The sequence below is a fragment of the Desulfuromonas sp. genome (assembly GCA_002869615.1).
Classification (GTDB): Bacteria; Desulfobacterota; Desulfuromonadia; order Desulfuromonadales; family UBA2294; genus BM707.
The window spans coordinates 81717-105254 of sequence record PKUH01000106.1; the positions used below are offsets into that span (position 1 = coordinate 81717).

General features: G+C 48.9%; 22 protein-coding genes and 2 pseudogenes. 2 read left to right on the forward strand and 22 right to left on the reverse strand.

The features are described 5' to 3' along the window. Positions 1-59: 59 nt before the first annotated feature. From C0623_11780 to C0623_11825, 10 genes are all read right to left on the reverse strand, one after another. Complete coding sequence (locus tag C0623_11780; GenBank protein ID PLX98679.1) at positions 60-422, reverse strand: YraN family protein; 363 nt, start codon at positions 420-422, stop codon at positions 60-62. Further along, positions 419-1060: a ribonuclease HII gene (locus C0623_11785; GenBank protein PLX98680.1), complete on the reverse strand. Its 642-nt coding sequence runs from the start codon at positions 1058-1060 to the stop codon at positions 419-421. Before C0623_11785 ends, C0623_11780 begins: the two co-directional genes overlap by 4 nt. A 200-nt stretch (positions 1061-1260) precedes the next feature. After that, positions 1261-1608 carry a 50S ribosomal protein L19 gene (locus tag C0623_11790; protein PLX98681.1) on the reverse strand — a complete coding sequence of 116 codons (348 nt, stop codon included), beginning with the start codon at positions 1606-1608 and terminating at the stop codon, positions 1261-1263. 70 nt (positions 1609-1678) lie between these two features. Then, a complete protein-coding gene (locus tag C0623_11795; GenBank protein ID PLX98682.1) occupies positions 1679-2245 on the reverse strand; it encodes a hypothetical protein in 567 nt (188 codons plus the stop codon). Further along, positions 2242-2982 carry a tRNA (guanosine(37)-N1)-methyltransferase TrmD gene (locus C0623_11800; GenBank protein PLX98683.1) on the reverse strand — a complete coding sequence of 247 codons (741 nt, stop codon included), beginning with the start codon at positions 2980-2982 and terminating at the stop codon, positions 2242-2244. The genes C0623_11795 and C0623_11800 overlap by 4 nt, the downstream gene beginning before the upstream one ends. Further along, positions 2972-3508, reverse strand: coding sequence for a 16S rRNA processing protein RimM (rimM, locus tag C0623_11805; GenBank protein PLX98684.1), 537 nt, complete (start codon positions 3506-3508; stop codon positions 2972-2974). Before rimM ends, C0623_11800 begins: the two co-directional genes overlap by 11 nt. Beyond that, positions 3508-3741 (reverse strand): RNA-binding protein, encoded by a 234-nt coding sequence (locus C0623_11810; protein ID PLX98685.1) that lies wholly within the window; start codon positions 3739-3741, stop codon positions 3508-3510. Before C0623_11810 ends, rimM begins: the two co-directional genes overlap by 1 nt. 52 nt (positions 3742-3793) lie before the next feature. After that, complete coding sequence (locus tag C0623_11815) at positions 3794-4063, reverse strand: 30S ribosomal protein S16 (protein ID PLX98686.1); 270 nt, start codon at positions 4061-4063, stop codon at positions 3794-3796. Positions 4064-4112: 49 nt separating this feature from the next. Then, entirely contained in the window at positions 4113-5462 is a 1350-nt protein-coding gene (locus C0623_11820; GenBank protein ID PLX98687.1) for a signal recognition particle protein, read from the reverse strand. 91 nt (positions 5463-5553) lie between these two features. Beyond that, a complete protein-coding gene (locus C0623_11825) occupies positions 5554-5817 on the reverse strand; it encodes a hypothetical protein (GenBank protein PLX98688.1) in 264 nt (87 codons plus the stop codon). A gap of 149 nt (positions 5818-5966) precedes the next feature. On the opposite strand from C0623_11825, the gene C0623_11830 reads away from it, so the two are divergent. Further along, positions 5967-6209 (forward strand): hypothetical protein, encoded by a 243-nt coding sequence (locus tag C0623_11830; protein ID PLX98726.1) that lies wholly within the window; start codon positions 5967-5969, stop codon positions 6207-6209. Next, a complete protein-coding gene (locus C0623_11835) occupies positions 6202-6690 on the forward strand; it encodes a hypothetical protein (GenBank protein ID PLX98689.1) in 489 nt (162 codons plus the stop codon). Before C0623_11830 ends, C0623_11835 begins: the two co-directional genes overlap by 8 nt. 4 nt (positions 6691-6694) lie before the next feature. Here the strand turns inward: C0623_11835 and C0623_11840 are convergent, their stop codons facing one another. The 12 genes and pseudogenes from C0623_11840 to C0623_11895 all read right to left on the reverse strand — a co-directional run bounded on the left by C0623_11840 (position 6695) and on the right by C0623_11895 (position 23513). Continuing rightward, positions 6695-7423: an SAM-dependent methyltransferase gene (locus tag C0623_11840; protein PLX98690.1), complete on the reverse strand. Its 729-nt coding sequence runs from the start codon at positions 7421-7423 to the stop codon at positions 6695-6697. 60 nt (positions 7424-7483) lie between these two features. Next, on the reverse strand, positions 7484-9829 hold the full coding sequence (locus tag C0623_11845) for a hypothetical protein (protein PLX98691.1): 2346 nt from the start codon (positions 9827-9829) through the stop codon (positions 7484-7486). 216 nt (positions 9830-10045) lie between these two features. After that, positions 10046-11032, reverse strand: coding sequence for a cytochrome C (locus C0623_11850; GenBank protein PLX98692.1), 987 nt, complete (start codon positions 11030-11032; stop codon positions 10046-10048). Between the two features lie 46 nt (positions 11033-11078). Next, the gene (locus C0623_11855) at positions 11079-12182 is read right to left on the reverse strand and encodes a hypothetical protein (protein ID PLX98693.1); all 1104 of its coding nucleotides are present in this window, start codon (positions 12180-12182) and stop codon (positions 11079-11081) included. Positions 12183-12202: 20 nt separating this feature from the next. Continuing rightward, entirely contained in the window at positions 12203-13882 is a 1680-nt protein-coding gene (locus C0623_11860) for a hypothetical protein (GenBank protein ID PLX98694.1), read from the reverse strand. A gap of 349 nt (positions 13883-14231) precedes the next feature. After that, a complete protein-coding gene (gene ccsB, locus C0623_11865; protein PLX98695.1) occupies positions 14232-15092 on the reverse strand; it encodes a c-type cytochrome biogenesis protein CcsB in 861 nt (286 codons plus the stop codon). 23 nt (positions 15093-15115) lie between these two features. Continuing rightward, positions 15116-16453 (reverse strand): cytochrome c biogenesis protein ResB, encoded by a 1338-nt coding sequence (locus C0623_11870; protein ID PLX98696.1) that lies wholly within the window; start codon positions 16451-16453, stop codon positions 15116-15118. Positions 16454-16615: 162 nt separating this feature from the next. Next, positions 16616-18427: pseudogene (locus C0623_11875) on the reverse strand (phosphoribosylamine--glycine ligase). Between the two features lie 131 nt (positions 18428-18558). After that, positions 18559-20247: a hypothetical protein gene (locus C0623_11880; protein ID PLX98697.1), complete on the reverse strand. Its 1689-nt coding sequence runs from the start codon at positions 20245-20247 to the stop codon at positions 18559-18561. After that, positions 20195-21760: pseudogene (purH, locus tag C0623_11885) on the reverse strand (bifunctional phosphoribosylaminoimidazolecarboxamide formyltransferase/inosine monophosphate cyclohydrolase). The gene C0623_11880 and the pseudogene purH overlap by 53 nt, the downstream one beginning before the upstream one ends. A 61-nt stretch (positions 21761-21821) precedes the next feature. After that, complete coding sequence (locus C0623_11890; protein PLX98698.1) at positions 21822-23039, reverse strand: hypothetical protein; 1218 nt, start codon at positions 23037-23039, stop codon at positions 21822-21824. A gap of 54 nt (positions 23040-23093) precedes the next feature. Beyond that, positions 23094-23513 (reverse strand): hypothetical protein, encoded by a 420-nt coding sequence (locus tag C0623_11895; GenBank protein PLX98727.1) that lies wholly within the window; start codon positions 23511-23513, stop codon positions 23094-23096. Between the last annotated feature and the right edge of the window lie 25 nt (positions 23514-23538).

Genomic DNA, 23538 nt, shown 5'->3' on the forward strand with positions numbered 1-23538 from the left:
CAGGAAATCACGATATTTTACCGTAATCACTGACAAAAGAAAAGAAACGAAAGAGCTCGCTACAACTCGAAAGCGTTCGGAAAATGCTCAATCCGGATCTTATCGTTCTCACACAGAACCGAGATGACATCAAAGCGTGGCTGCAGATTATTCGGTTTCTCCTGTTGCAAAAACCACTGCGCAGTGCGGATAATCTGCTGTTGCTTCCTTGGCCCGACCGCTTCAGCCGGTGTACCGAACTCGAGGCTGGTGCGGGTTTTTACTTCGACAAAGAGGATCTGTTTTTTCAGCCGCGCCACAATATCGATCTCACCGACCGGAGTGCGCAAATTCCTTTCAAGTATCCTGGCACCCTGGCGGCGCAGCCAACAAGCCGCCTGTTCCTCTCCCCAGGCCCCAAGTTTCAGCCGTTTTTCGGTCATTTCCCCTCGACAAACTCGCGGACACACCGGAAACTCTTACGGTGAATTGGCGTCGGCCCGAGCTGCTCAATTGCCTGGCGATGCTCTTTGCTGCCATAACCCTTATGTTTCGAGAATCCAAAACCCGGGTAATGACGATCATAAGCGATCATGATTCGATCACGAACGACCTTGGCGACAACCGATGCGGCTGCGATTGAAAGAGAGAGAGAATCACCTTTTTTGATTGTTTTTTGTGGAAGGGCTGACGGAATCGGTGATATGCCATCAATCAACAGGCAGTCTGCAGCTATAGGAAGCCTTGCAACAGCTTTTTGCATACTGAGCAGAGTTGCCTGCAGAATATTGTGCTGATCAATTTCACAAGGCGTCGCCAGAGCAATGCCAACAGCAACCGCCTGTTGGCGAATCAAAGGATAGAGTTTTTCACGCGCTTTTTCGCTCAGCTTTTTGGAATCGGTCAAACCTGTAAGATCAAATGTTTCAGGGAGGATAACCGCCGCGGCGACTACCGGGCCAGCAAGAGGACCACGGCCGGCTTCGTCGATGCCGGCAACAAATCGATAACCACTTGCCCAGGCACGTTGCTCAAATACAAGTGGATTGAAATCTTCCAGGGGAAAAAGGGGTTCGGTCATAACTATCCATACCATTCGGAATTTCACGAAGGATAGCACGAAAAGCGATAAAAGCCATGCCGTTCCACAAGAAAAACCGGGAGCGCGTTGATGGAACGGCAAAGAGGACGCCGATGTTCAGAAATCGGAACGGTACCCGGATAAACAGCTCCCTCTCTGGCAAAAAAAAGGCCCCGTCTGAACGGGGCCTTTTTTGCGGATCAGTTGTGCCGCTTCTCGCGGATACGTGCAGCTTTACCTTGCAGATTACGCAGATAGTAGAGCTTGGCCCGGCGTACCTGACCAATCGACATCACCTCGATCTTTTCGATGCTTGGCGAATGCAGCGGAAAAATCCGCTCGACACCAAACCCGTTGGATATTTTCCGGACGGTAAAGGTTGAGCCGACGCCCCGGTTCACCCGTTTGATACAAACACCCTGATAAACCTGCACACGTTCCTTGTCACCTTCAATAATCCTGACATGGACACGCAGGGTATCTCCCGCCTTGAACTGGGGAAGGCCCTTTTTCATCTGTTCCATGCCGATCTGGTCGACGATATTCATAATGTCCTCCTTGCGACTGTCTATTATGCTTTCAAAGTTTCGGATTCTGTGATTTATATCTATATTCTGATCAGTTATTGCCCGGGCGCCCCGCTAATCTGTCCAGGATAATAGCGGCGGCGGCCCTAACTGACAAGTGATTGTATCGATCAACTCCCTGCACCGGTTCAAGCACAAACCATCCCCGGTCAAAAAGCTCGGGAGCCAGCCCCCACCCGGTACCGAAAAGGATCAGCCCCGGTTTTTCCTTCAACTTCTCCCGGCAGCCAGCAAAGGATCCGCCGTCGTCACGCGCTGCGCCTGTCAGCACCGGAAACGGCTCGCCGCCGGTAACGGTTTGCCAGTCGACCAGCGCTTCCTCGATCGTCGGAAAAACCCGGATCAACTCCATCGCCTGTTGCCGCTTCGGATTGTATCCGGCACCAAACCCTTCGGTCCAGTGTGCCAGCAATTTATCGACCAGTCGCTGCTGCTCAGCCACCGGCGTAATGACATAAAACCGTTTGAGGCCATACGTTCTGGCGCTCCGCGCGATGTCATGCAAATCGAGATTCGTGACGGCGGTCGTAACCTGGTCCCCACGCCGATCAATAACCGGCGAGTGCACCAGAGCTGCAGCGAGCGGCTGCAGACTCATTCTTCCTCTCCCGCTTCCTGACGAATAAATTCAAGCATCCGCCTGTCTTCGGCATCAAGATCAGTCGCTTCAAGAAGCTCGGGCCGCCGCTGATAAGTCCGCCGCAACTGCTCCTGACGACGCCAGCGGGCAATCGCTGCGTGATTGCCGGAGCGTAAAACATCGGGAACCGGCCACCCCCTGAAATCTTCCGGCCGAGTGTACTGCGGATACTCAAGCAATCCGTCCGAGAATGAATCACCGGCAGCACTGGTATCGCAACCGAGAACTCCTGGCAGCAAACGACCGATAGCATCGATCATGACCATCGCCGCCGGCTCACCACCGGTCAGGACATAATCGCCAATCGAAAATTCCTCATCGACCAGATACCGAACCCGCTCATCAAATCCTTCATATCGACCACAGACGAAGATCAAGCCATCGTGCCCGGCAAGACGTTCGGCGTCTTCCTGCCGGAACTGCTTCCCCTGCGGCGTCATCAGTAAAACCGGTGACCCGGATGATGAGACGCGTAAATCATCGAGCGCTCGACCGATCGGTTCCGGCTTCATCACCATGCCATCACCACCCCCGTACGGGGTATCATCGGTTATTTTATGTTTCCCCTCGGCCCAGTCACGCAGAAAATGTGTCTGCACTTTCAGCAGCCCTCTTTGCTGCGCCTTGCCGATAATACTTTCGGAAAATGGCGAATCAAAGAGGCCGGGGAATAAAGTCAGGATGTCAATTTTCATCGGATTCAGGAACCAGACCTTCCGGCAGATCAACCATCATCCGGTTTCCGGCTATATCAACCTCTTCAATGAATTGATCAACAACCGGTATAAGCACTTCGCCAAACGGCCCCTGAACAACATAGATGTCATGAGCAGCCGTTGTAAACTTATCTTCTATTTGGCCCAAGGCTCCGCAGTTCCGATCAATCACCTCAAGGCCGCGGATATCCTGCCAGGAGCTGTGAATGTTTTCCTGACCGGTATTTGTCGAACGCCCCATCAGAACATCATGGCCAATAAAACGGGTGACCAGGTTGATATTTTCCTGACCCTTGAGCCGCAAAAGAATGTTGCCCTTATGAACCACCGCCCTGACCGGAGTAAAGGCCGTGACCGCACCGATTTCAGGTCTGATGAAGACCTCATCAGCATTACACAGTTCCGTCGAACCCCGAGTCAGTGGCCGGACCTTCAGGTCACCCCTGATGCCGTGGGTGCCAATGATCGTCCCGAAATGAAATAAATCGTTGTCTGAAACGCTCATTACTCCATGATCTGGAGGCTGGCCCTCTTGTTTTCCCGGGTAGCCTTGGCATTCAGCAAGGTTCGCATCGCCTTGGCTGTGCGGCCCTGTTTGCCGATAATGCGGCCCATATCTTCGGACGCCGCAGCCAGCTTGACAAGGATAGCCCCTTCCCCGTCTTCCTCCTGGGAGACCTGTACTGCATCGGGATTTTCCACCAGAGACTTGGCGATGAATTCGATGAGTTCTTTCATGGAGTCCGTCCTTCGCGTCAGGGAGGATCTCCGGGCAAACCGAAGGGGTTAGTTACGCTTCCTTGGGCTGCTTGAACTTGCTCCAGAGACCCTTGTCGCGCAACATTTTACGGACGGTATCGGTCGGCTGGGCGCCTTTCTGCAACCATTCAAGGGTACGATCTTCCTTCAGATTTACCATGGGAGGATCCTGTTTGGGATCGTACTGGCCCAGATTCTCAATAAAACGACCATCACGGGGAAACCGTTCGTCGGCGACGACTACCTGGTAAAAGGGCTTCTTCTTGGCGCCACCGCGGGCCAGTCTGATTTTTACTGCCATTTCTTTCCTCCTGCTTCCAAGCCGGCCATTCCGGCTAAGCATGTATTGTTTACATCGGCAAGCCGCCCCGACCGAGCATGTTCTTCATGCCTTTCGGACCGAGCTTCTGCATTTTTTTCATCATTTTCTGGGCTTCAGTGAAGCGTTTGACCAACTGATTCACATCCTGCACCGAAGTTCCACTTCCCGAGGCAATCCGCTTGCGCCGCGAACCGTTGAGAATTTTGTGATTCCGTCTCTCCTGGCGCGTCATCGAATTGATGATCGCCTCGATTTTTCCGAGCTCCTTGTCCGGCAGCTGCATATTGCCAGCTTTTTTAAGAGCTTTACCGGCCCCCGGAATCATCTTCAGCATCGACTCCATGGACCCCATCTTCTTAACCATCTTGAGCTGGTCGCGAAACTGCTCAAGGTTAAATCCATCGCGACGGAGCGCCTGCTCCATCTTCTCGGCATCTTCCTGCTCAATCGCCGCCTCAGCCTTTTCAATCAGGGTGAGCATGTCGCCCATCCCGAGGATCCGCTGGGCCATCCTGTCCGGATGAAACGGCTCAAGTGCGTCAAGTTTTTCACCGAGACCGATCAACTTGATCGGCTTGCCGGTAACCGCCTTGATCGAAAGGGCTGCACCCCCTCGCGCATCACCATCAAGCTTGGTCAGAATAATGCCGCTTAAAGGCAGCTGCTGATCAAAGCTTTTGGCGACGGTCACCGCGTCCTGACCGGTCATCGCATCAGCGACAAAAAGGACCTCCTGCGGATCAAGTACAGATTCAATCCGCTGAAGTTCCTGCATCAACTCTTCATCGATATGCAACCGTCCGGCCGTATCGAGGATAAGCGTATCGTAGCCGTTCTGTCCGGCGAAAACCTGAGCATCGCGACAGATATCGACCGGATCCTGACCGGGCTGCGTATCATATACGGCAACATCGATCTGTCGGCCAAGTGCCTTGAGCTGATCAATCGCTGCGGGACGATAGACATCAGCCGGAACCAGTAACGGGTTCCGCTTGTCCCGGCGCAACTTGAGCGCCAGCTTGCCACAGGTCGTCGTCTTGCCGGCTCCCTGCAAGCCACAGAGCATCAGGGCAACCGGAGGTGCAGCTTTCAGATTGAGCTCAGCGTTCTCGGCCTCACCCATCAACCGGCCAAGCTCGTCGCGAACGATTTTCACGACCTGTTGAGCCGGGGTCAGACTTTTCAGAACATCCTGGCCAACCGCCCGAACGCGAACAGCCTCGATGAAATCCTTGACAACCCGGAAGTTTACATCTGCTTCCAGCAATGCCAGTCGAACTTCCCGAAGCGCGTCCTGAATATTTTCTTCTGTCAGACGGCCGTGGCCGCGCAGTTTACGGAATACAGAGTCAAACTTTTCCGTCAGATTATCGAACATCCTGCCTCACTAATATCCCGAAAACCGCAAGGATAGAAATATAGTGAAGCCGCGGTCCGATTGTCAAGCAAAATCCGCTATATGCAGCCTTTCATTCCCCGGTTTCCAGTAAATCAAAACCTTCTTCCGTTTTCAGGTAGAGCTCCTCCGGAGGGAGGCCTTGCTCATTCAAAAAAGCCTCTATTTCCTGACGATCCGACTCCGCGTAACGGATCGCCAGGCCGCAATCCGAGGTCAGCTGTCGCGGCACCGGAATCAGCAGAATCGTAAAACGCTTCCGCTTCAACTCCTTTTCAGCCTTCATGACCTTGTGGATTGAGTGAAAGATGGCAACAATATCATGCAAACGAACCATAAGCTGTTATTCTCCTGAAAAATATTACCTCACAATACTAGGGTCCGTTGACACCTGCAAGACAAAGAAGTAACATACTTCTCCGGTCATAATTCACAGTCGGAACATAAACCGAACCTGAAAGGTCATACGTGTTCACCAATTCACCCCTGGGGCTTTTTATTCTGCTCTCCTTCGCCCTGCTTGCAAATATCCCGCTCGGTTATCTGCGTCAAACCGCCAGACGTTTTTCGATCAGCTGGTTTGTCTACATCCACCTGTCGATCCCGTTTATCATTGCCCTGCGCTTCGCCCTCGATTTCGGCTGGGAAGTGATCCCATTCTCGATTGCCGCTGCCGTCATCGGCCAGATGACCGGCAGTCGCTACCGGAGACATAAGCACAATGGGTAAACCATCCAAATCGAAGCAGGTTTTACAAATCAACAGCCTTCTTGAACAGATCCTGGCCGATAAAGGGCTCGACAGTAAACTTAAGAAATACAAAACCTGGTCGATCTGGGATGATGTTGTCGGCCCGCAAATAGCCAGGCACGCGCAACCACTGCGTATCCGTGATTCAGTTCTCGAGGTACGGGTTGCCCATGCCACCTGGATGCAGCAGTTACAGCTCCTGAAACCGCGAATCCTCAAAGAACTCAATGACCGGCTCGGCGATAAAACCCTGAGCGATATTTACTGGAAGCGGGGCGACATCAGCATCGAGCAGGAACCGGTACAACCGAAACAGCGGCCGCTTCCCGAACTTTCCGGCGAGCAGAAAGAAAATATAAATCGGATCACAGCGGAAATCGATGATCGCGAGCTGCAGCACCGGCTGCGTGAGCTCCTGGCTGTCGCCTCACGCCATGAAAACAACGATTCGCAGGACTAGAGCCTCAGGTCATTCGGAAAATAGCTTTGACTTCATCTGAATAATCTTCTCCGGAATAAATATAGAGCGGCGGGCCAACAACAAGTCCCGGCCTGCCATTTTTGCGACATTCAATCAGCACCATCACCGACTGCTCACCAACTTTTGAATGGACAAAACGAACCCGTTTTGGTTCAAGGTGCAATACTTCCATTTTCCGCAACAGTTCGGGCAACCGCTCCGGCAGATGAATATAGTATGCACGTCCACCACTTTTAAGGAGATAGGCTGTTGCCTTCAGGAAATCATTGATCGTTCCTTGCACCTCATGCCGGCATGTCGCCCGCTGATCATCCGGGGCAATTTTCCCACTCCCGATTTTACGATAAGGTGGATTGCTCACGACAACATCAAAGGATTGATCCGAAATCAATTCCTCTTGTTTAATATCTCTGAGGTCCACATTCATAATATTGATTTTCTCCTGCAAACCATTCAGGGCAATATTCTCCCTGGCTTGATCGGACAGGTCCGGCTGAATTTCGACACCGCATACTTGATTAACATCTGTTGTTGTGGCAAGAATCAGGGGAATAATCCCGGCTGCACAGCCGAGATCAACGGCCGATTCATCCTGCTTGATTTGTGCAAAGCTACAGAGCAGAAAAGGGTCGATCGCATGGCGATAACCCTCGGCAGACTTCTTGACCTTTAATTGACCGGAAAAGATTGTTTCAATATTTTCATTGTCCATATTTATAAAACCAAAAAAGGCGCCGAAAGGCGCCTGAAAAATAAAATGATTGGCTGTTAATCAAAATGTTTTTTTGATGTTAACCTGCCAGCGCTGTTCATCGCGATCCATGACCAGACCCAGATCATCTTCGGTTCGCATGCCGTACTCATACTCTATTCCAGCTGTCAATTTACTGAAAATAAAGTCAGAGTAAAGACCATAACCTGCTTCAAGTGTGCCAGTCTCAACATCTTGCTGCAACCGCGTCTTTGCTCCCAATCGAGACCAGATTTTTGGATAATAATTGCCAATGATTGCCAACATCCATTTTTCAGAGGTTTCACCCAATTCTGGTTCAAAAACTTCATATTTCAGGATTTGTTCAACAGAATAAAGCTTTCTGACCCGGCCATTGACTACAAATTTCTGATACAACTGCTCCTGTTCAAGTTCATAGTGAATTCCTCCCTCATTTGCTCTATCTGAATTGACCATATCAAATATAAACTTTAAACTAGCCCCCCAGTTTCGCGAGAGAGAGTAACCGACCAGAGCACTGCTGTTCAATGCGTAGCCATCGAAATAACTACCCATTTTCTTCGTAGAATCACCTGAAAAACCAAGCATACTGGTACTTAGATTGTCGCCCATGCCCAAAACATTTAGGATCGAAACGGACATTGCCTTTTCCGAATAATCGAGACGGTGTTCGAGGCTATATTGCTCAAAATTCTCATTGTCAAATTCGAGATATTTTGATGTGACCGCAATCCGGTTTTTCATTCGATTAACTGAAACGTGATCAACAAAAACAGTAATATCAGAACGGAACAAACTATCGGAGATATAAAGCCCACTGCCAGAACCGCTTGAATTCCCAGTAATGCCACTTATTGATCTTGCCTTAATATAATTTACAACACCATCTGTTGTCTCGCCACTCCCGTATGAAAAGTCTGCTTCAACGCCATAGCGCAATCGACTATTCAGATCTTTTGTAAACCTGTTATCACATGTGATCTGCCAATAGCTCAAGTCCCTCAGAAGGGTTGCATTATCTTCTTCAGAAATATATGAAAAGTCGAGTTCAGTTAAAAAATGAAAATCTTTAACTATCTTTCTATTAGTTGTTACAGCCACACCCGCCTTAAACGCCGATCCATTGCCATACCAGTTGCCATTAACAGTCTCCACCTCAAGTACAGGAGATAGCTTGTATTTACCGGTCTTGTTAAGATCGAATCTCGTAGATGAATAAAAATTATTTTCAGCCCTTTCCTGACTGATCAGGGCAAACGGCCTGTTCTCTTTCTCCATCGAACCAATCAGAGTCGTCCTAAACGAACTGTTCCGATTGATATCTCCATGTGCGAAAAAGGGTATGACAGCTTCCCTCTTCAATGAGTCGGTTTCTTCGACTCGAGTTAATGAAGAGTACAGGTTTGATTTCCAATTTGACTGAGATGTTTTCAGGAAAAAATTCAAAGAATAAGATTTTTCGCGTTCAGAGGGCAGGTTCGGAGTAACCTGCTTCACATAGCTTCCGTCACTCGATATCTTAATCCAATTCGTCAGATTAACCCATTCCCTGACCATGAACTGGTTTATATTGCCGAGGACAATCATCGAACGCTCTTCATTTTCGGCGGGATTCAGCTCATCAGTGTGATCAAAGAATCTGTAGTGTAACCAATTGTGCTTTTTGTTCAGAGAAACAAAAGCCATTTCCCTGTCCTTATAATGACTAGGATTAAAAGTTTCCAGATCTTTTACATAGGTTTCTTTGTAATCGAGAAAAAGTTTAGGGAAATGTGACAGTATGTCCCTGTAGCGCCCGAGATAACTACCATTCCGGATACCAAGAACAAGTGAGACACCAGTTACGATTTGCGTTCCATCATCGGTATCCGTAACAATATCGGGCGTCAAAATTCGGCCATTCTTTTCAGTGATTATTAATTCATTGAAGCTTCCATCTGAAAAGAAGTTGTTATCATATTCAAACCGCGCTTTGTTCATGTCGCGAGAGTAAAGATGCATACGGAAAGGCAACCCCCCTGGAGCGAATACGAAATCGCCCTCATAAAGGACCTTCGAGGTATCTACTTCAAGCTCAGATTGAATACCGGCAACTGTAATATCTGTATTAAAGTCTGTCCATTCGCCGCCAAGAGCAATTTGGTACTCACCGCCCCGACCATTGAGAATTCTTCCTTTTGAATGGAACCAAAGGGAGTACTTCTGAGAAAAATAATCTGCCTCTTCGACTGAAGCACCAGCCTCCCTTGCATCATAATGGCCAGCACTCCAATCCAGTGAACCGGACACCCTCGCAGAAGCACAAGGCGCAATAACCATCGAAATCAGAATGATTAATGACAGGGCAAAACAAATATTTAATCTATTTACAAACATCGAATCCATTCAATATCTTGCAAAAAACTCCAGATTGAACCCTTGCCAACCCATTACGGATTGACAAACTCACGATTAACCTGCAATTATTATGCCTCCAGCTAGACCCTGCCGACTTGGTATGCAAGACAAATCAACGCAACATTCCGGGCAAAAAATCGGCCAAATAGCACTGACCAAACAAAGTTATTTCACTGCATTTTATATTCAAGGCAATCTTAATATTTATTTAGTGTGGCACTTGGAGCAGATCATCATTCCCGATACTTTTTCGGGAAAATACTGTTGGGTCATTCCTCCATGCGGCTTGTGACAACTCACACAGCTTAGTTCTCTGCCACTTAATGAACTGGGATCTGGCTTACCACTAACAGGGTGCCCCTTTCCTGTCCCTTGAGTAAAGTGCTTAAGGACTTCCAGTCTTTCATGACATTTCATACACAAATCGTTGACTTCGAAATGAAGCTGAGATCGATGATCAGAGGCATGTGAATCATGACATATCAGACACATTCCGACAGCAACAGGACCATGTACAAACTCATTATCCCGAAACTCCCTTACCTTGCCTAAGTGGCACCCGTTACAAAGATCATTATCATTGTCATTCTTAACTTTGTATTTTGCCGGTCGACTCGATTGATCATGACAGTAAACACACTGAAATACCCCGGCAGGACCATGAACATATTTCTTGGCTATAAGGTTCTTGTGACAAGAACCGCAGGGATTTCCATCAACCGTCGAGAGTGCTAATTGATCAGGAGATGGGTTCATATTGTGGCATGGGGTACACAACTGCTCTTTTTGCGTTACATGCATTACGAAAGGTCTATACCCATCTGGTGGCAATTCATAAGCATCTGACAATACATAAATCTCTGCGTCCACGTTATCGACCAATTTACCCTGCACATACCCCTCGACCCTGATTGAATTTTTTCCCGGCGCGTATTCGGGTTGCAAAATGAGAAAGTCCTTAAATACCGCTTTGTACTCAGAGCTTGAAATATCAATCGGACTGCTTCGAAGGCCATTGATTTCGACAACAACTGCTTCGATCGAAGGTTGAGAGCCTCCTTTCAAGATAATATACCCGGGCCCCTTCAGAAATGTTTTATCTTCCGGATAAATCATCACCAGAGAATGAGCCAATAAAGGCATGAACAAAAAGAAAAAGAAACCAAAAATAATTATTCTAGTTTTATACATCAGAGCAACTCCAAAAGGTCTATATACCTGGTTACCGTTCAGTCATTCATTGTTGGGGTTTAAACATCTGCGGGATCACTGCCTGTCCCGGCAACACCGGATTCTCTTTCAGGTAGTCCTCAGTCAAATATTGAAAGCGATGAATCATTCTGTTTAACGTGTCAACGATCCAGATCGTTTCTTGTTTATCAACATCAACACCTTCCGGCAGATAAAATCCCCCGGGGGCTATGCCCCCCTCTTCAGCAGGGTATTTACCGCCGATAGTTGTCAGAAAAATACCGTCGTGACTAAAAACAACAATCCGGTGTGCAAGGGAGTCCGTAACATAAACATGTCCAGAGGGGCTAACGGCTATCCCTTTCGGCATCTGGAAAGAACCCAGTGCAGTACCTCTTTCACCAAATGATCTTAGAAACTTGCCATCGGCATCAAAAACCTGGACTCGTGCATTTAATGCATCCAAAACAAACAGATTTCCATTCATGTCAAGATCAAGGTCAACCGGGAAATTAAACTCTCCTTGAGCCGTGCCTCGCCGCCCAATCTTATAAACATTTTCCCTGGTTTTTGCAGAGTAAACAAACACCTGATGGTCATCAGGCGATACGACGTAAATCCTGCTTCTGGATTCATCGACCGCAAGATTAACCGGTCGATTGATCCCATCTAGAAACCATTCGTCAAGCAATTTTTCTTCAGAGTTATAAATGCATATTTTTTTCTTTTTGGCATCAACAACATACAATTGCCCAATGCTGTCACCAGCCAAGCCCATTGGTTGCACAAAAGACTTTATGTTTCCTTTTCTATCTCTTAATTTCTCCAATTGCCCCGTGACTAAATCGATAGCATGAACAAACCCGCCAACAGGCTCAGAGACATAAAACTTCCCACCACCGTTTGATAAGACATCGTACGGATGGGAAAAAACAGATACAGGAGCCTCTCTGCCAAAAATAGCCAATTCAATTGCACTTACAGTCTCCTTCTCAATGTCATAGTCGGACTGATAAGAACTTATGTATTCAATCTTGGGATCATCGGACAAAAGCGGCCAGAAGTACCTTTTAGTGACTTCCTGACTGGGTGCACATCCAAAAAACAAAAACATCGGAATAGCTATAAATATCATCCTGACAAACAACATAAATTCCTAACAATAATAGACTAATCGTTCAGAACTCGACGCTCTCGATCATAATATTTCGGTTTGTGGCAACCGGCCAGACAAGCCCCCCCAGTATCTGTGTTGGTCATTTCAATCGGGATTTGCCATTTGCCGAAACCCGGGACATTGTCTAATACGAGGTGGTCTTGCTTGGCGCCGTGCACTCCATGGCAAACATTACAGGTACGCCCTTTATTCTTATTGACATGAATGAAATGCAAGTTCCGGTCGCCATTACGGAAGTTGGTCGCTTCGGATGTCCTTTGATATTCGAAAGCATTTCGATCATGGCACTGTAAACATAGGCTGTACATTGTCGGCGAATAGGGTGCATAAAAACCCCGGGGCCAGTTGCCGTTAAGTAGTTTCACCCGCCTCGATCCGTGCGGAGCATGACAAGCCCAACATTCAGCATCGGAAACCGGCTGATGTTGAAACTTGTAAGCTGAAAACTCGAGGATCTTATCTTCATGACAGGAAGCACATATCTCTGTCGGTCCCATGGTGAACATATTGGTTTCACCGGTGCCATGTGCATCATGACATGAGCTGCAACCATCCTCGAGTGCATCATGCTTGAATGGTTCACCTGTCGCCTTCAGTACTCCACCATGACAGATAAAGCAGAGCTTATCGCCCGTCTCCGGCAACATGAACTCATTCTCTTCACTATGCGGGTTATGACAATTCGCACAACCATCTTCAATTATCGGATGTACGTTCTCGCGAGTGGTCATTTCTGCCTTGCTTTCATGACACATCAGGCAGAGAGCGGTCTCTTCTTCGGGCAACTGATTTTCAGCATTTGAAGCATGCGGATCGTGGCAGATACCGCACTCACCGGCCGCAACCGGCCCGTGTACATACCTACCATCCGCCTTACTCTCGTGACATTCGTAGCAGAGTCGGCTTCCTTCAGCCGGTAGCATCAGGGCCGCGGAACCGGCATGCGGATTATGACAGGAGGTGCAACCATCCTCCAGGGCCGAGTGAACATGGGACAGCCCGGAGGTCGGGTCATCATGACATTCAAGGCAAAGGTCATTCCCCGCCGCCGGAAGCATGTTTCCGGCCGGCCCGGAATGCGGATTGTGACATGAGACACAACCATCCTCAAGGGCTGTGTGAATATGCGCCAAACCGGAGGTCGGATCATCATGACACTCAAGACAAAGAGCATTCCCCGAAACCGGAAGCATGTTTTCGGCCGGGCCGGCATGCGGATCGTGGCACGAAGTGCAGCCATCATCAAGAGCCGGATGGATATGTTCCCCTTCAGATTTTTCCTCATGACACATGAAGCAAAGATTGTCGTCGGGTTGATAAAGAAATTTTTCCTGATTACTCTGATGCGGGCTGTGGCAGCCGGCACAATCATCTTCAACGGCCGGGTGGATATGCGCCTGCCCCGCCGCAATATTATCATGACACATCAGGCAAAGTTGGCTCCCGTTCTCGGGAAAAGTGAAAGCGCCGCGGCTTTCCGGATGTTTTTTGCCGGTCGCTTCGTGGCAGCTGTCACACTCGCCGCCGGCGACCGGATCGTGCACATACCTGGCCTTGCCCATAACAGCGTGACACGAGGACGTAACACACCCCTCGGCCATGGCCGTACCAGCAAAAAAGACCAGTTGGATAACACCAAAAAGATAAAAAAACCTGAATGAATTTGAAATCAAAGCTGCCCTCCGCGCCCCGGCACTACGGTGATTACACGAAACAGATCAAGCGCAATGCCGTATTTTGTTCCAGGACGTTATCATTGCCGCAAGTGGCAAACGACACGATGCACTGACAGACCTCAAGTAATCCGCATGAATATACTAAATCCAGAGGGAAAATTGCAAAAAGCAGGCCAGCATGGAAACATTAGGATCATTGAAAATACTCAAGCAACCACCACTTAAAAAATAACGGTCACAAGCGATTTTCCGAACAAAATAAAACCGGCGCAGGATAATCAGGCGCCGGTTTTAAACTACTTAACAGCGGACAAAACAAAAGCCCGCCAACTGATCGAAGACCAAACTAGCTGCCACCGTAAGAGTGCAGTCCTGAGAGGACCAGATTAACGCCAAGGTAACAGAAAATGGTGGCAGCAAAACCAACTATCGAAAGGATTGCCGCACGCTTTCCGGCCCAACCGCGGGTAAAACGGGCATGCAGGAACGCTGCATAAATAAACCAGACGATCAGGCTCCAGGTCTCCTTCGGATCCCAGCTCCAGTAGGTACCCCAGGCATAGTTGGCCCAGGCGGCGCCGGTGATAATTCCGAGAGAGAGCAGCGGAAAACCGATCATGATCGATTTATAGTTGATGTCATCGAGAATTTTGGTGCTCGGGAAAAGACCAAGAATCCCCCCGGCCGGCGAATCACCTTCGCTTTTATCTTCCTTGCCCGCCTTGATCAAATACATGATCGAGACCCCGCAAGCGACCGCAAAAGCAGCGTAACCGAGAAAACAGGTGATAACGTGATAGGTCAGCCAGTTGCTCTGCAAGGCCGGCACCAGTGGATCAATTGCATCGTTCAGGTTCAGCTGGGCCCAGGTCATGCCGAGAAAAGCAAAAGGAACGACAAAAGCACCGATTGCCTTCTGCTTGTATTTCCAATCGATCAGGATATAGACCACGATGATCGACCAGGCAAAAAAGACAACCGACTCGTAAAGATTCGACAGGGGCGCCCGGCCGTCGGCACCGAGCAGCTGGTATGACTCATACCAGCGCAGGCCAAGGGCCGCCGTATGAACAAGCAGACCGATATAAGCGAGGATGTTGCCGCCGATTGCCACCTTGCCATTACGGGTGGCCAGATAGGCGATAAAAAGAACCATCGAAGCGAAGTATGCGATTGTTACCAAATTAAAAAGCTGAGTACTGTCCATAATTATTCTCCTGAAAACCCTCCCTAGCGGGAAAGCTCCTCTTTCAGTTTATCCCTGAATTCATCAAACCAGATAGCAAAGGCCGGTTGATTCCGGTGCGCATTGCCGGCTACCATGATTCCGACTTTATCGCCGACCGGCCGCAACGTCACCCACAGGCGCCGGTGCGAAAGGAAGAATGCGATCATGCTGCCGACAACCAGCAGGGCACACCCGAGCCAGACGACCCAGACTCCGGGGTCTTTGGCAACCTGCAGGCCGGTATAGAAGCTCTGTTCAACCCCAAGAAGTGTGACGATATACTCGCCACCTCTTTTGGCGTCAAACTGCGGATAATTCTGCATAACAACAAAAGGCGTACCATGCTGATGCTGGCCATCTGTTCCCTTGTCAATATTGACCTGGGCGGCCGGCCCGAAGTTCCTGAAGTTATCTACATGCTGCATCGGAATCAGGCGATTGCCTCCAGGTATCTCAATATGCCCGCCCTCTTTGCCGGTAACCTCGGCAACCTCACCGGTAGCACGTTCTTCAACCCGAAAGCGGTAAATCTTATCAACGGCCGGGCCGTAACTCGACTGGTAAAAGGTGATTCCCTTGTAAGTCAGCGGATCATTGACCTCAATCGTTTTCTTGAGAATTTCGGTGCCGTTTTCAAGGACAACGAGATCGCTGGTAAAATCCTTGGGACGGGTACTCCCAGGATAATAAGTGACGGTAAAGTCGTCACATCGCACCTGGAAATCAAGCTTGATCGGCTCCCGGCCGGTCCGCGGCCAGACCTGATCAACAACCTGTCCTTCAGGAACATTGACATAAGCCTTATAGCCGAACCAGACACCGATAATCGCACCCAGCAGAATGATCAGGAGCGACATATGGGTGACGTAGACGCCAAAACGGGCATACGGTGCCTTTTGCGAGAAGAAATGTATCTTTTCCCCGTCTTCACTGACAACCGGTTTGGCAAAATTGCCGGAGAGAAACTCTGAGACTTTCCCGCGGACGTCCTCGATTGAATGCTCGGTGACGATCTCATCAACATTAGAAAGTGACCTGTAGAAGGGGTCATCCGGGGTCAGATTCGGCTCATTGACGATCTTCATGACTTTCGGCAGCCGCTTAATCGAACAACAAATCAGATTCATCGCGAAGATGCCGAGCAGCGAAACAAACCACCAGGAATGATACATATCGAAGAAATCGAGGGTATCAAACAGACGATACATCTTTTCGCCGTAAAGCTGCATATACTCCTGCGGCGATTTTCCCTGCTGAATCACAGTTCCGATGATTGAAGTAACAGCCAACAGAATCAAGGTGACTATGGTCAGTTTCAGCGAACAGAAAAAATCCCACATCACAGTGACTGGGCTATCTTGATTCCTTTTACTCAAGTCATTTCTCCTGATGCGCCCTGGCAAAGATTACCAAAGCAGTTTTAAATTTAATTGAGGCACAACTTAAACCGAAGCTTAATTTTAGTCAATGTGCATCCGCACAGTTTTTACATTAATTCCAAATCAGGCGAGACCATCTTTTTTCAGCTGCGCGGCAAGAGCTTCGGCTTTTTTCTCGACGCCGGAAGCCATCTCTCTTTTAAAATCAGCCAGCTTGCCGGCCATAACAGTATCTTCTGCACCGAGAATCTGCGCGGCAAAAATCCCGGCGTTGCGGGCCCCGGCCTTGCCGATCGCCATGGTCGCAACCGGAATTCCGGCCGGCATCTGCACGGTGGCCATCAGGGCGTCGAGCCCTTCAAGGCACGAACTGTCGATCGGTACGCCGATCACCGGCAGGGTCGTCTCGGCGGCAACCACGCCGGCCAGATGAGCGGCTGCGCCGGCCCCGGCGATCAGCACCTTTATTCCGCGGCCACGGGCCGAACCGACAATTTCCGCGGTCCGCTCCGGAGTCCGGTGTGCGCTCGAAACCGTCATTTCAAACGGAATATTGAATTGCTTGAGGATTTTTCCTGCTTCGACCATGACCTCATAGTCATTGTCACTACCCATGAGAATGCTGACGAGGGGTTTTTCTGCCATTTGACAAACTCCTTACTTGAAATATTTCAGGGCCTTCTGGCCGATATCGTTACGGTAGTGAACCTTGTCCCAACTGATCTTTTCAACACCTTCATAGGCCTTGGTAATCGCCTGTTCAACCGTCGCGCCGAGACCGGTGACTCCGAGGACACGGCCGCCATTATTAACAACCTGGCCATCCTTCTCCGTCGTCCCGGCATGGAATACGATCAGGTCATCAATTTCGTCAGCGGCATCAAGGCCGCCGATCGGCAGTTCCTTCTCGAAGGAACCGGGATAACCGCCCGAGGCCATGACAACACATACCGCCGCCTTGTCGTGCCATTCGAGCTCGGATACGTTGAGCTGCCCCCGGGCGCAGGCCTGCAGAACCGGGACGATATCGGATTTCATCCGCGCCAGTAACGGCTGTGCTTCCGGATCACCGAAACGGGCATTAAATTCAACGACCCGGGCGACGCCGTCCTTGATCATCAGGCCGACGTAAAGGATGCCGGAATATGGGCAGCCGTCACTCGCCATGCCGGCGATGGTCGGCCTGACGATTTTGTCGATGATCTGGGCGTTGATTTCAGCATTAACCACCGGCGCCGGCGAGTAGGCCCCCATGCCGCCGGTATTAAGACCTTCATCGTTATCAAACACCCGCTTGTGGTCCTGGGACGAGTCGAGCGGCAGGATGTTCTTGCCATCGGTGAAGGCAAAGAAGGATGCTTCTTCACCCTCCATGAACTCCTCGATAACAACCGAGCTCCCGGCATCACCGAACACCGACTCAACCATGATGTCTTCGATAGCAGCAATCGCCGTCTCCTCATCCATGGCGACGATGACCCCCTTGCCGGCGGCCAGACCGTCGGCCTTGACGACAATCGGCGCACCCTGCTCTTTGATGTAGGCAACGGCCGCATCGCGATCGGTGAAAGATTGATAGGCTGCGGTCGGGATATTATATCGCGCCATCAAATCCTTCGAGAAACCTTTACTTCCTTCGATCTGCGCCGCTGCCTTGCTCGGCCCAAAGATGTCCAGACCGGCGTTACGAAAACGGTCACAAATCCCCATGGTGAGCGGGATTTCCGGCCCGACAACGGTCAGGTCGATAGCGTTCTCCTGCGCAAAAACGAACAGGCCATCGATATCGTCAGCTGCAATTGAAACACATTCAGCCAACTCCTTGATTCCTGGATTGCCCGGCGCACAGTAAATCTTTCCAACCAGCGGCGACTGGGAAATCTTCCAGACCAACGCATGTTCGCGGCCACCGCCGCCTACAACCAGAACCTTCACAGCTAGTTCTCCCGAAAAATTAATTTGTTGTTCTCAAAGAATTTGAAAGAATAAAACATATCTTAAATATCAACAACACTAAAGAAGCTTTTATTTTGAGTTGATAAGGCACTGGGTACCCCCTCTATTCATTATTTTTCTCCATGCTGTGCTCGTCTTACTGCTGACAGGTTAGCCTCGTAAAGTCTGTTACCAGGGGCCATCTCCAGAGCCTTCTCATAATAACTGGCTGCCAGAGCATATTCGTTGAGAGCAAAAAAGTTATTGCCAATCGAATTAAAAACTTCCGGATGGTCTCCGTATTTTTCAACATAATTCTCTAATCCTGAGATCGACTCTAAATATTCTTTACTGGAGTATTTTTCATAAGCTCTCGCCTGATAGGCAGATAAAATTCTATTCTGCAGAAACTTCCCGAGATCGGGCCTAACTTTCAGGGCTTTATCAAAAGAATCAATTGCGGGTTCATAATTCTTTTGTGCCAAATGTTCGTTGCCGAGTTGCATGATGCCGATATCAAAGTCAGGATCAAAACGAACCAATTCCTTGAGATAGGTGACCGTATCCGTCCAATATGCGGCATTATTAACAATCGAGACGCTATTGATCACTATCAAAAAAGCAATGGAGCAGAGAGCAATGTTCGATTTAATCCTGTACGCGCCAAAGACAAGGAAAACAGCCAGCCCGAGTGAAGAAAGATACAGTGCTTTTTCAGCATAATAATAATAAGAACCACCAACTACCGAGAGCGGCAGGACCACGAAAAACAAAACGAGCCAAAAAAACATTTGTCGATTTTTTAGAAAAAAATACAGGAGAACTCCGCCGACAAAAAACAATAAAAGCACTTTGAAAAGAAGGATTTGTGATGAGAATAAACTCTGGTCATAGCGATAGATAGTAACGGCATTGTCCTGCAGAAAAAAAATTTTGATGTGCCTGTAAACAACTTCGGAAGCAAGGTTCAAATACCCTAGGGCATGCAAGTCTTTCAGGGGGATCTGACCGACGAATACCGCCCTTACAAACAAATAGATGATCACAAGAGCACTAAAAGGAACCAGCCTTTTCAGAATGTTCAAATCGCAAAATTTCACATATGAATATTCATATGTGATCAATATAGGCAGAAGGAGAATAACAGCTTCCTGGAATAATATGCCTGCCAAGAAGACCAGGCAGGCAACAACATACCTTTTCTTGATATAAAGGATAAGTGCCAAAAGAATGAACAATGCGGCAAAGATATGAGAGTCGGAATAGGCCCAGTAGACGACCTCACCCCGGGCGGGAATAGATGCATAGAACAAACTGGAAACGAATGCAAGCTTATTACTTTGAGTCAGTTCGCGAACCAGGAAGAATGCTGCGACAACAACGAATGAATTAAGTATGAGATTTACGAACTTATACCAGAATACATTGTCAGCAAAAACACTGTATTCAATATAATGAAATAGCGTGGTGAGTGGTCGATAATATTCAAGTGTTTTCACCTCTGCACCCGCATAAGTGAAATTTTCACCGATAAATTTAGAGCCGAAAAACGATTTTATTGCGGTTGAAAAGGACTTGATTTGGGCGTTATCAACGAAAACACCATTTGAGTCCCATACGAAACCATTTTTCAGGGTCAACCCGTAAATGACCAGCGAATATAGCGAAAGCAACATCACCATCAACCATAAATGATTGTTATCTCGCCCTAAACTCTCCTTTCCCTGAAAAAACATTCCAATCTCTGAAAATTTCGAACAGAAAGAACTAATGCCTGAAATGGCGCATCGACGTAAACACCATCGCCATGCCATGCTCATCCGCGGCGGCAATCACTTCCTCATCCCGGATAGAGCCACCCGGCTGGATAACCGCGGCGATGCCCGCTTCGGCCGCATTGTCGATCCCATCGCGGAACGGAAAGAAGGCATCGGAGGCCATAACCGAGCCCTTGACCTCGAGCCCGGCGTGTTCCGCCTTGATCGCAGCGATGCGGGCCGAGTTGACCCGGCTCATCTGACCGGCTCCAACGCCGACAGTCATACCGTCTTTGCCGTAGACGATGGCGTTCGATTTGACAAACTTGGCGACCCGCCAGGTGAAGAGCAAATCCTCCATCTCCTTTTCGGTCGGCTGGCGCTTGCTGACCACCTTGAGCTCGCTGTAGAGATCGAGATCGCAATCCTGAACGAGGATGCCGCCGTTGACCTTCTTGTAGTCGAACCGGGCAGCCGGTTCTTGCGGCCATTCGCCGCACGCAAGCAGCCGGACATTCTTCTTGGCGGCAACGACAGCAACCGCTTCATCCGAAACCGCGGGAGCGATAATCACCTAGACAAACTGCTGGTCGACAATCGCTTGCGCGGTTGCCGCATCGAGTTCACGATTAAAGGCGATGATCCCGCCGAAGGCCGACTCGGTGTCGGTGCTAAAGGCCCGCTCATAGGCTTCGAGCAGAGTTGCGCCGTAGGCGACGCCGCAGGGGTTAGCGTGCTTGACGATCACGCATGCCGGCCCCTCATCGAACTGCTTGACGCATTCAAGCGCCGCATCGGTATCGGCAATATTGTTGTAGGAGAGCGCCTTGCCCTGAAGCTGCCGGGCTGTGGCAATCGAGGACTCGGAGATATCTTTCTCGACGTAAAAGGCTGCCTTCTGATGCGGATTTTCGCCGTAGCGCATCACTTCATTGCGCTTGTACTGAACGGTCAGGGTGTCGGAGAAGGTGGTCGGCTCATCTCCGGTGCGACAGCCGAGCCAGTTGGAGATGGCTCCATCATAGGCAGCGGTGTGCTGATAAACCTTGACCGCCAGCTTGAAATTGGTTTCACGCGAGACTGCCCCATCACTTGAATTCATCTCCTCGAGCACGGCCGCATAGTCGTTATGGTTAACCACAACAGTCACGTCCCTGTTATTCTTGGCAGCCGAACGAAGCATGGTCGGGCCACCGATATCGATATTCTCGATAGCATCTTCGAGGGAGCAGTCGGGATCGGCGACAGTCGCCTCGAAGGGGTAGAGATTGACCACAACCATGTCGATCGGCTCGATGCCATGTTCTTCCATCTTGGCAACATGCTCGGGATTTTCCCGCATCCCTAGCAGACCACCATGCACCTTCGGATGCAGGGTCTTGACCCGGCCGTCGAGCATTTCCGGGAAACCGGTAAAATCAGAGACATCCTTGACGTCAAGACCGGCCTCGCGCAGCATCCTGGCGGTTCCACCGGTCGAGAGAATTTCGATATCGAACCGGCTCAGCTCCTTTGCAAAATCGACGATACCGGCCTTGTCCGACACACTGATCAGGGCCCGTTGAATCACTGCCATCTTTTCATTCCTTTCGCTATCCGTATCTATTTAAAAACAGAAAATGCCGCAGTTTACGGCATTAGAAATCGATTGCAGACAAGAATGCTTTTTCGAAGGCCGGGGTCCCGGACAGTGGGTAAGGCTTCAGCTTTTTGGCTAAATTTTCGACACGCTCGGGGCCATCATCGAGCATCAACATCCGCTGGACCCCTTGCAGCACGCCGCCCGGCTCGAAACGCACCTTATCTATCATGTTTTCCGGCAGCATGGCAACTCTTTTCAGGGTCTTTTTCGTTAGTGAAAAACCGAAGGCTCCGGTGATGACAATATCGGCAATTTCACCCGCCTCTATTTCGGCCTTTTTCAGCAAACAGTTAACTCCGGAAAAGACAGCAGCCTTGGCCAGCTGGAAGTTGCGAATGTCTTTTTGTTCCAAGAGGATAGAAGTTTTCGCATCCCGGTAAAGCTGCAATGCTAGATTGCCATCTAGAGAGACAATGTAACGTGACAGATTGGTCTTTACATGTTCAGGTTCAACAATACTGCCATGCCGATCGATCAAACCACTCTCAAGTGATGTCGCAATAATCTCAACCAGACCGCTGCCACATATCCCTCTCGGGGGAATATCTCCAACGACTTCATAATCAAACCGTTCATTATTTAACCTACAACCATATATCGCGCCAGAACCATATAACATTCCAGCGCGGATATCGCCCCCCTCGAAAGCTGGACCCGCGGCAACCGAAGTGACCCACCAATTCCCGTTGGAAAAAAGGGCAATTTCACCATTTGTTCCTATATCTATGTAGAGTGTATTTTCATTCGGCATGTCTTGCCCAAAAAGAAAAGCGACAAGGTCTCCTCCGACAAATCCATTAACCAAAGGAAAAAGGTAAAGAGGCACCGGCAGATCTAAACCTATCTCGTCTGGTTTCATCATAATTGCCGAGCAATCGATTGGTTTATAAGGTGGGGTGAGAATCGAATTAACCGACTTATTTTGAATAAGAATGCTTACTGCCGGATTAGCGGCAGCAGCAAAAGCCGAAATCAAATCAGGCCTGATTTGAGCCTCTTCCAGCAATGTAATAACCAGATTATTTATGCCATCGACCAATACTTTTTGAAGCTTTTCTGACTCACCATGAAGCGCAGCATCAATTCGTCGCAAAACATCACATCCAAATTGAATTTGTGGATTCAATACCTGTTTTTCAAGCAGACAACAACCACTTTCGCTTAAAACTCTTGCGGTTATTGAGGTTGTGCCAATATCCAGAGCAAGCAACATGTTTGTGTCCTTCCAGTCCTCAAAAATAACAAGAAGAAATACATTACAAGGTCATTAATTTAAAAACTCTTTTTTGCGTTTATCAGCAAAAACAAAATACCTGAAAGTTATAAAAAGGAAACCAGCCACCAAAAAGATATTACAAAATTGAACGAGCTGATGAGGGAAAGAAAACATATCAACAAAGAAGAATAGTGAAGCAAGGTTCAATAAATACCCGCAAGAATGCGCTGCAACATATCTAGCAATCCCCTTTATATGCTCACCTTCATAAGAAAATGAATAGTGGGAATGGCCAATATAAGCAATTGTTGCAGCGACAGGATACAGAATAGTTACAGCTAGTTTAGGGTCAACCCCCTGCCAAGTCACAAATAAATAGACTAAGTAACCCAACAGATTCGAAAAAAGCCCCACAGCTCCATATCGAAAAATTTGACCTAAAGGCAAACCTGAAAATTTTTCAATCAGCATGATATTTGGAGTCGATAGACAGTTT

Bases quoted from the DNA above. Each gene is read 5' to 3' on its own strand.
- C0623_11895 (PLX98727.1), bottom strand. From the start codon at position 23,513: ATGCTGATTGAAAAATTTTCAGGTTTGCCTTTAGGTCAAATTTTTCGA.
- C0623_11780 (PLX98679.1), bottom strand. From the start codon at position 422: ATGACCGAAAAACGGCTGAAACTTGGGGCCTGGGGAGAGGAACAGGCG.
- C0623_11845 (PLX98691.1), bottom strand. From the start codon at position 9,829: ATGGATTCGATGTTTGTAAATAGATTAAATATTTGTTTTGCCCTGTCA.
- C0623_11890 (PLX98698.1), bottom strand. From the start codon at position 23,039: ATGTTGCTTGCTCTGGATATTGGCACAACCTCAATAACCGCAAGAGTT.
- C0623_11790 (PLX98681.1), bottom strand. From the start codon at position 1,608: ATGAATATCGTCGACCAGATCGGCATGGAACAGATGAAAAAGGGCCTT.
- C0623_11825 (PLX98688.1), bottom strand. From the start codon at position 5,817: ATGGTTCGTTTGCATGATATTGTTGCCATCTTTCACTCAATCCACAAG.
- C0623_11810 (PLX98685.1), bottom strand. From the start codon at position 3,741: ATGAAAGAACTCATCGAATTCATCGCCAAGTCTCTGGTGGAAAATCCC.
- C0623_11870 (PLX98696.1), bottom strand. From the start codon at position 16,453: ATGTGGGATTTTTTCTGTTCGCTGAAACTGACCATAGTCACCTTGATT.
- C0623_11850 (PLX98692.1), bottom strand. From the start codon at position 11,032: ATGTATAAAACTAGAATAATTATTTTTGGTTTCTTTTTCTTTTTGTTC.
- C0623_11840 (PLX98690.1), bottom strand. From the start codon at position 7,423: ATGGACAATGAAAATATTGAAACAATCTTTTCCGGTCAATTAAAGGTC.
- C0623_11785 (PLX98680.1), bottom strand. From the start codon at position 1,060: ATGACCGAACCCCTTTTTCCCCTGGAAGATTTCAATCCACTTGTATTT.
- C0623_11800 (PLX98683.1), bottom strand. From the start codon at position 2,982: ATGAAAATTGACATCCTGACTTTATTCCCCGGCCTCTTTGATTCGCCA.
- C0623_11880 (PLX98697.1), bottom strand. From the start codon at position 20,247: ATGAGCATGGCATGGCGATGGTGTTTACGTCGATGCGCCATTTCAGGC.
- C0623_11835 (PLX98689.1), top strand. From the start codon at position 6,202: ATGGGTAAACCATCCAAATCGAAGCAGGTTTTACAAATCAACAGCCTT.
- C0623_11815 (PLX98686.1), bottom strand. From the start codon at position 4,063: ATGGCAGTAAAAATCAGACTGGCCCGCGGTGGCGCCAAGAAGAAGCCC.
- C0623_11795 (PLX98682.1), bottom strand. From the start codon at position 2,245: ATGAGTCTGCAGCCGCTCGCTGCAGCTCTGGTGCACTCGCCGGTTATT.
- C0623_11820 (PLX98687.1), bottom strand. From the start codon at position 5,462: ATGTTCGATAATCTGACGGAAAAGTTTGACTCTGTATTCCGTAAACTG.
- ccsB (PLX98695.1), bottom strand. From the start codon at position 15,092: ATGGACAGTACTCAGCTTTTTAATTTGGTAACAATCGCATACTTCGCT.
- C0623_11855 (PLX98693.1), bottom strand. From the start codon at position 12,182: ATGTTGTTTGTCAGGATGATATTTATAGCTATTCCGATGTTTTTGTTT.
- rimM (PLX98684.1), bottom strand. From the start codon at position 3,508: ATGAGCGTTTCAGACAACGATTTATTTCATTTCGGGACGATCATTGGC.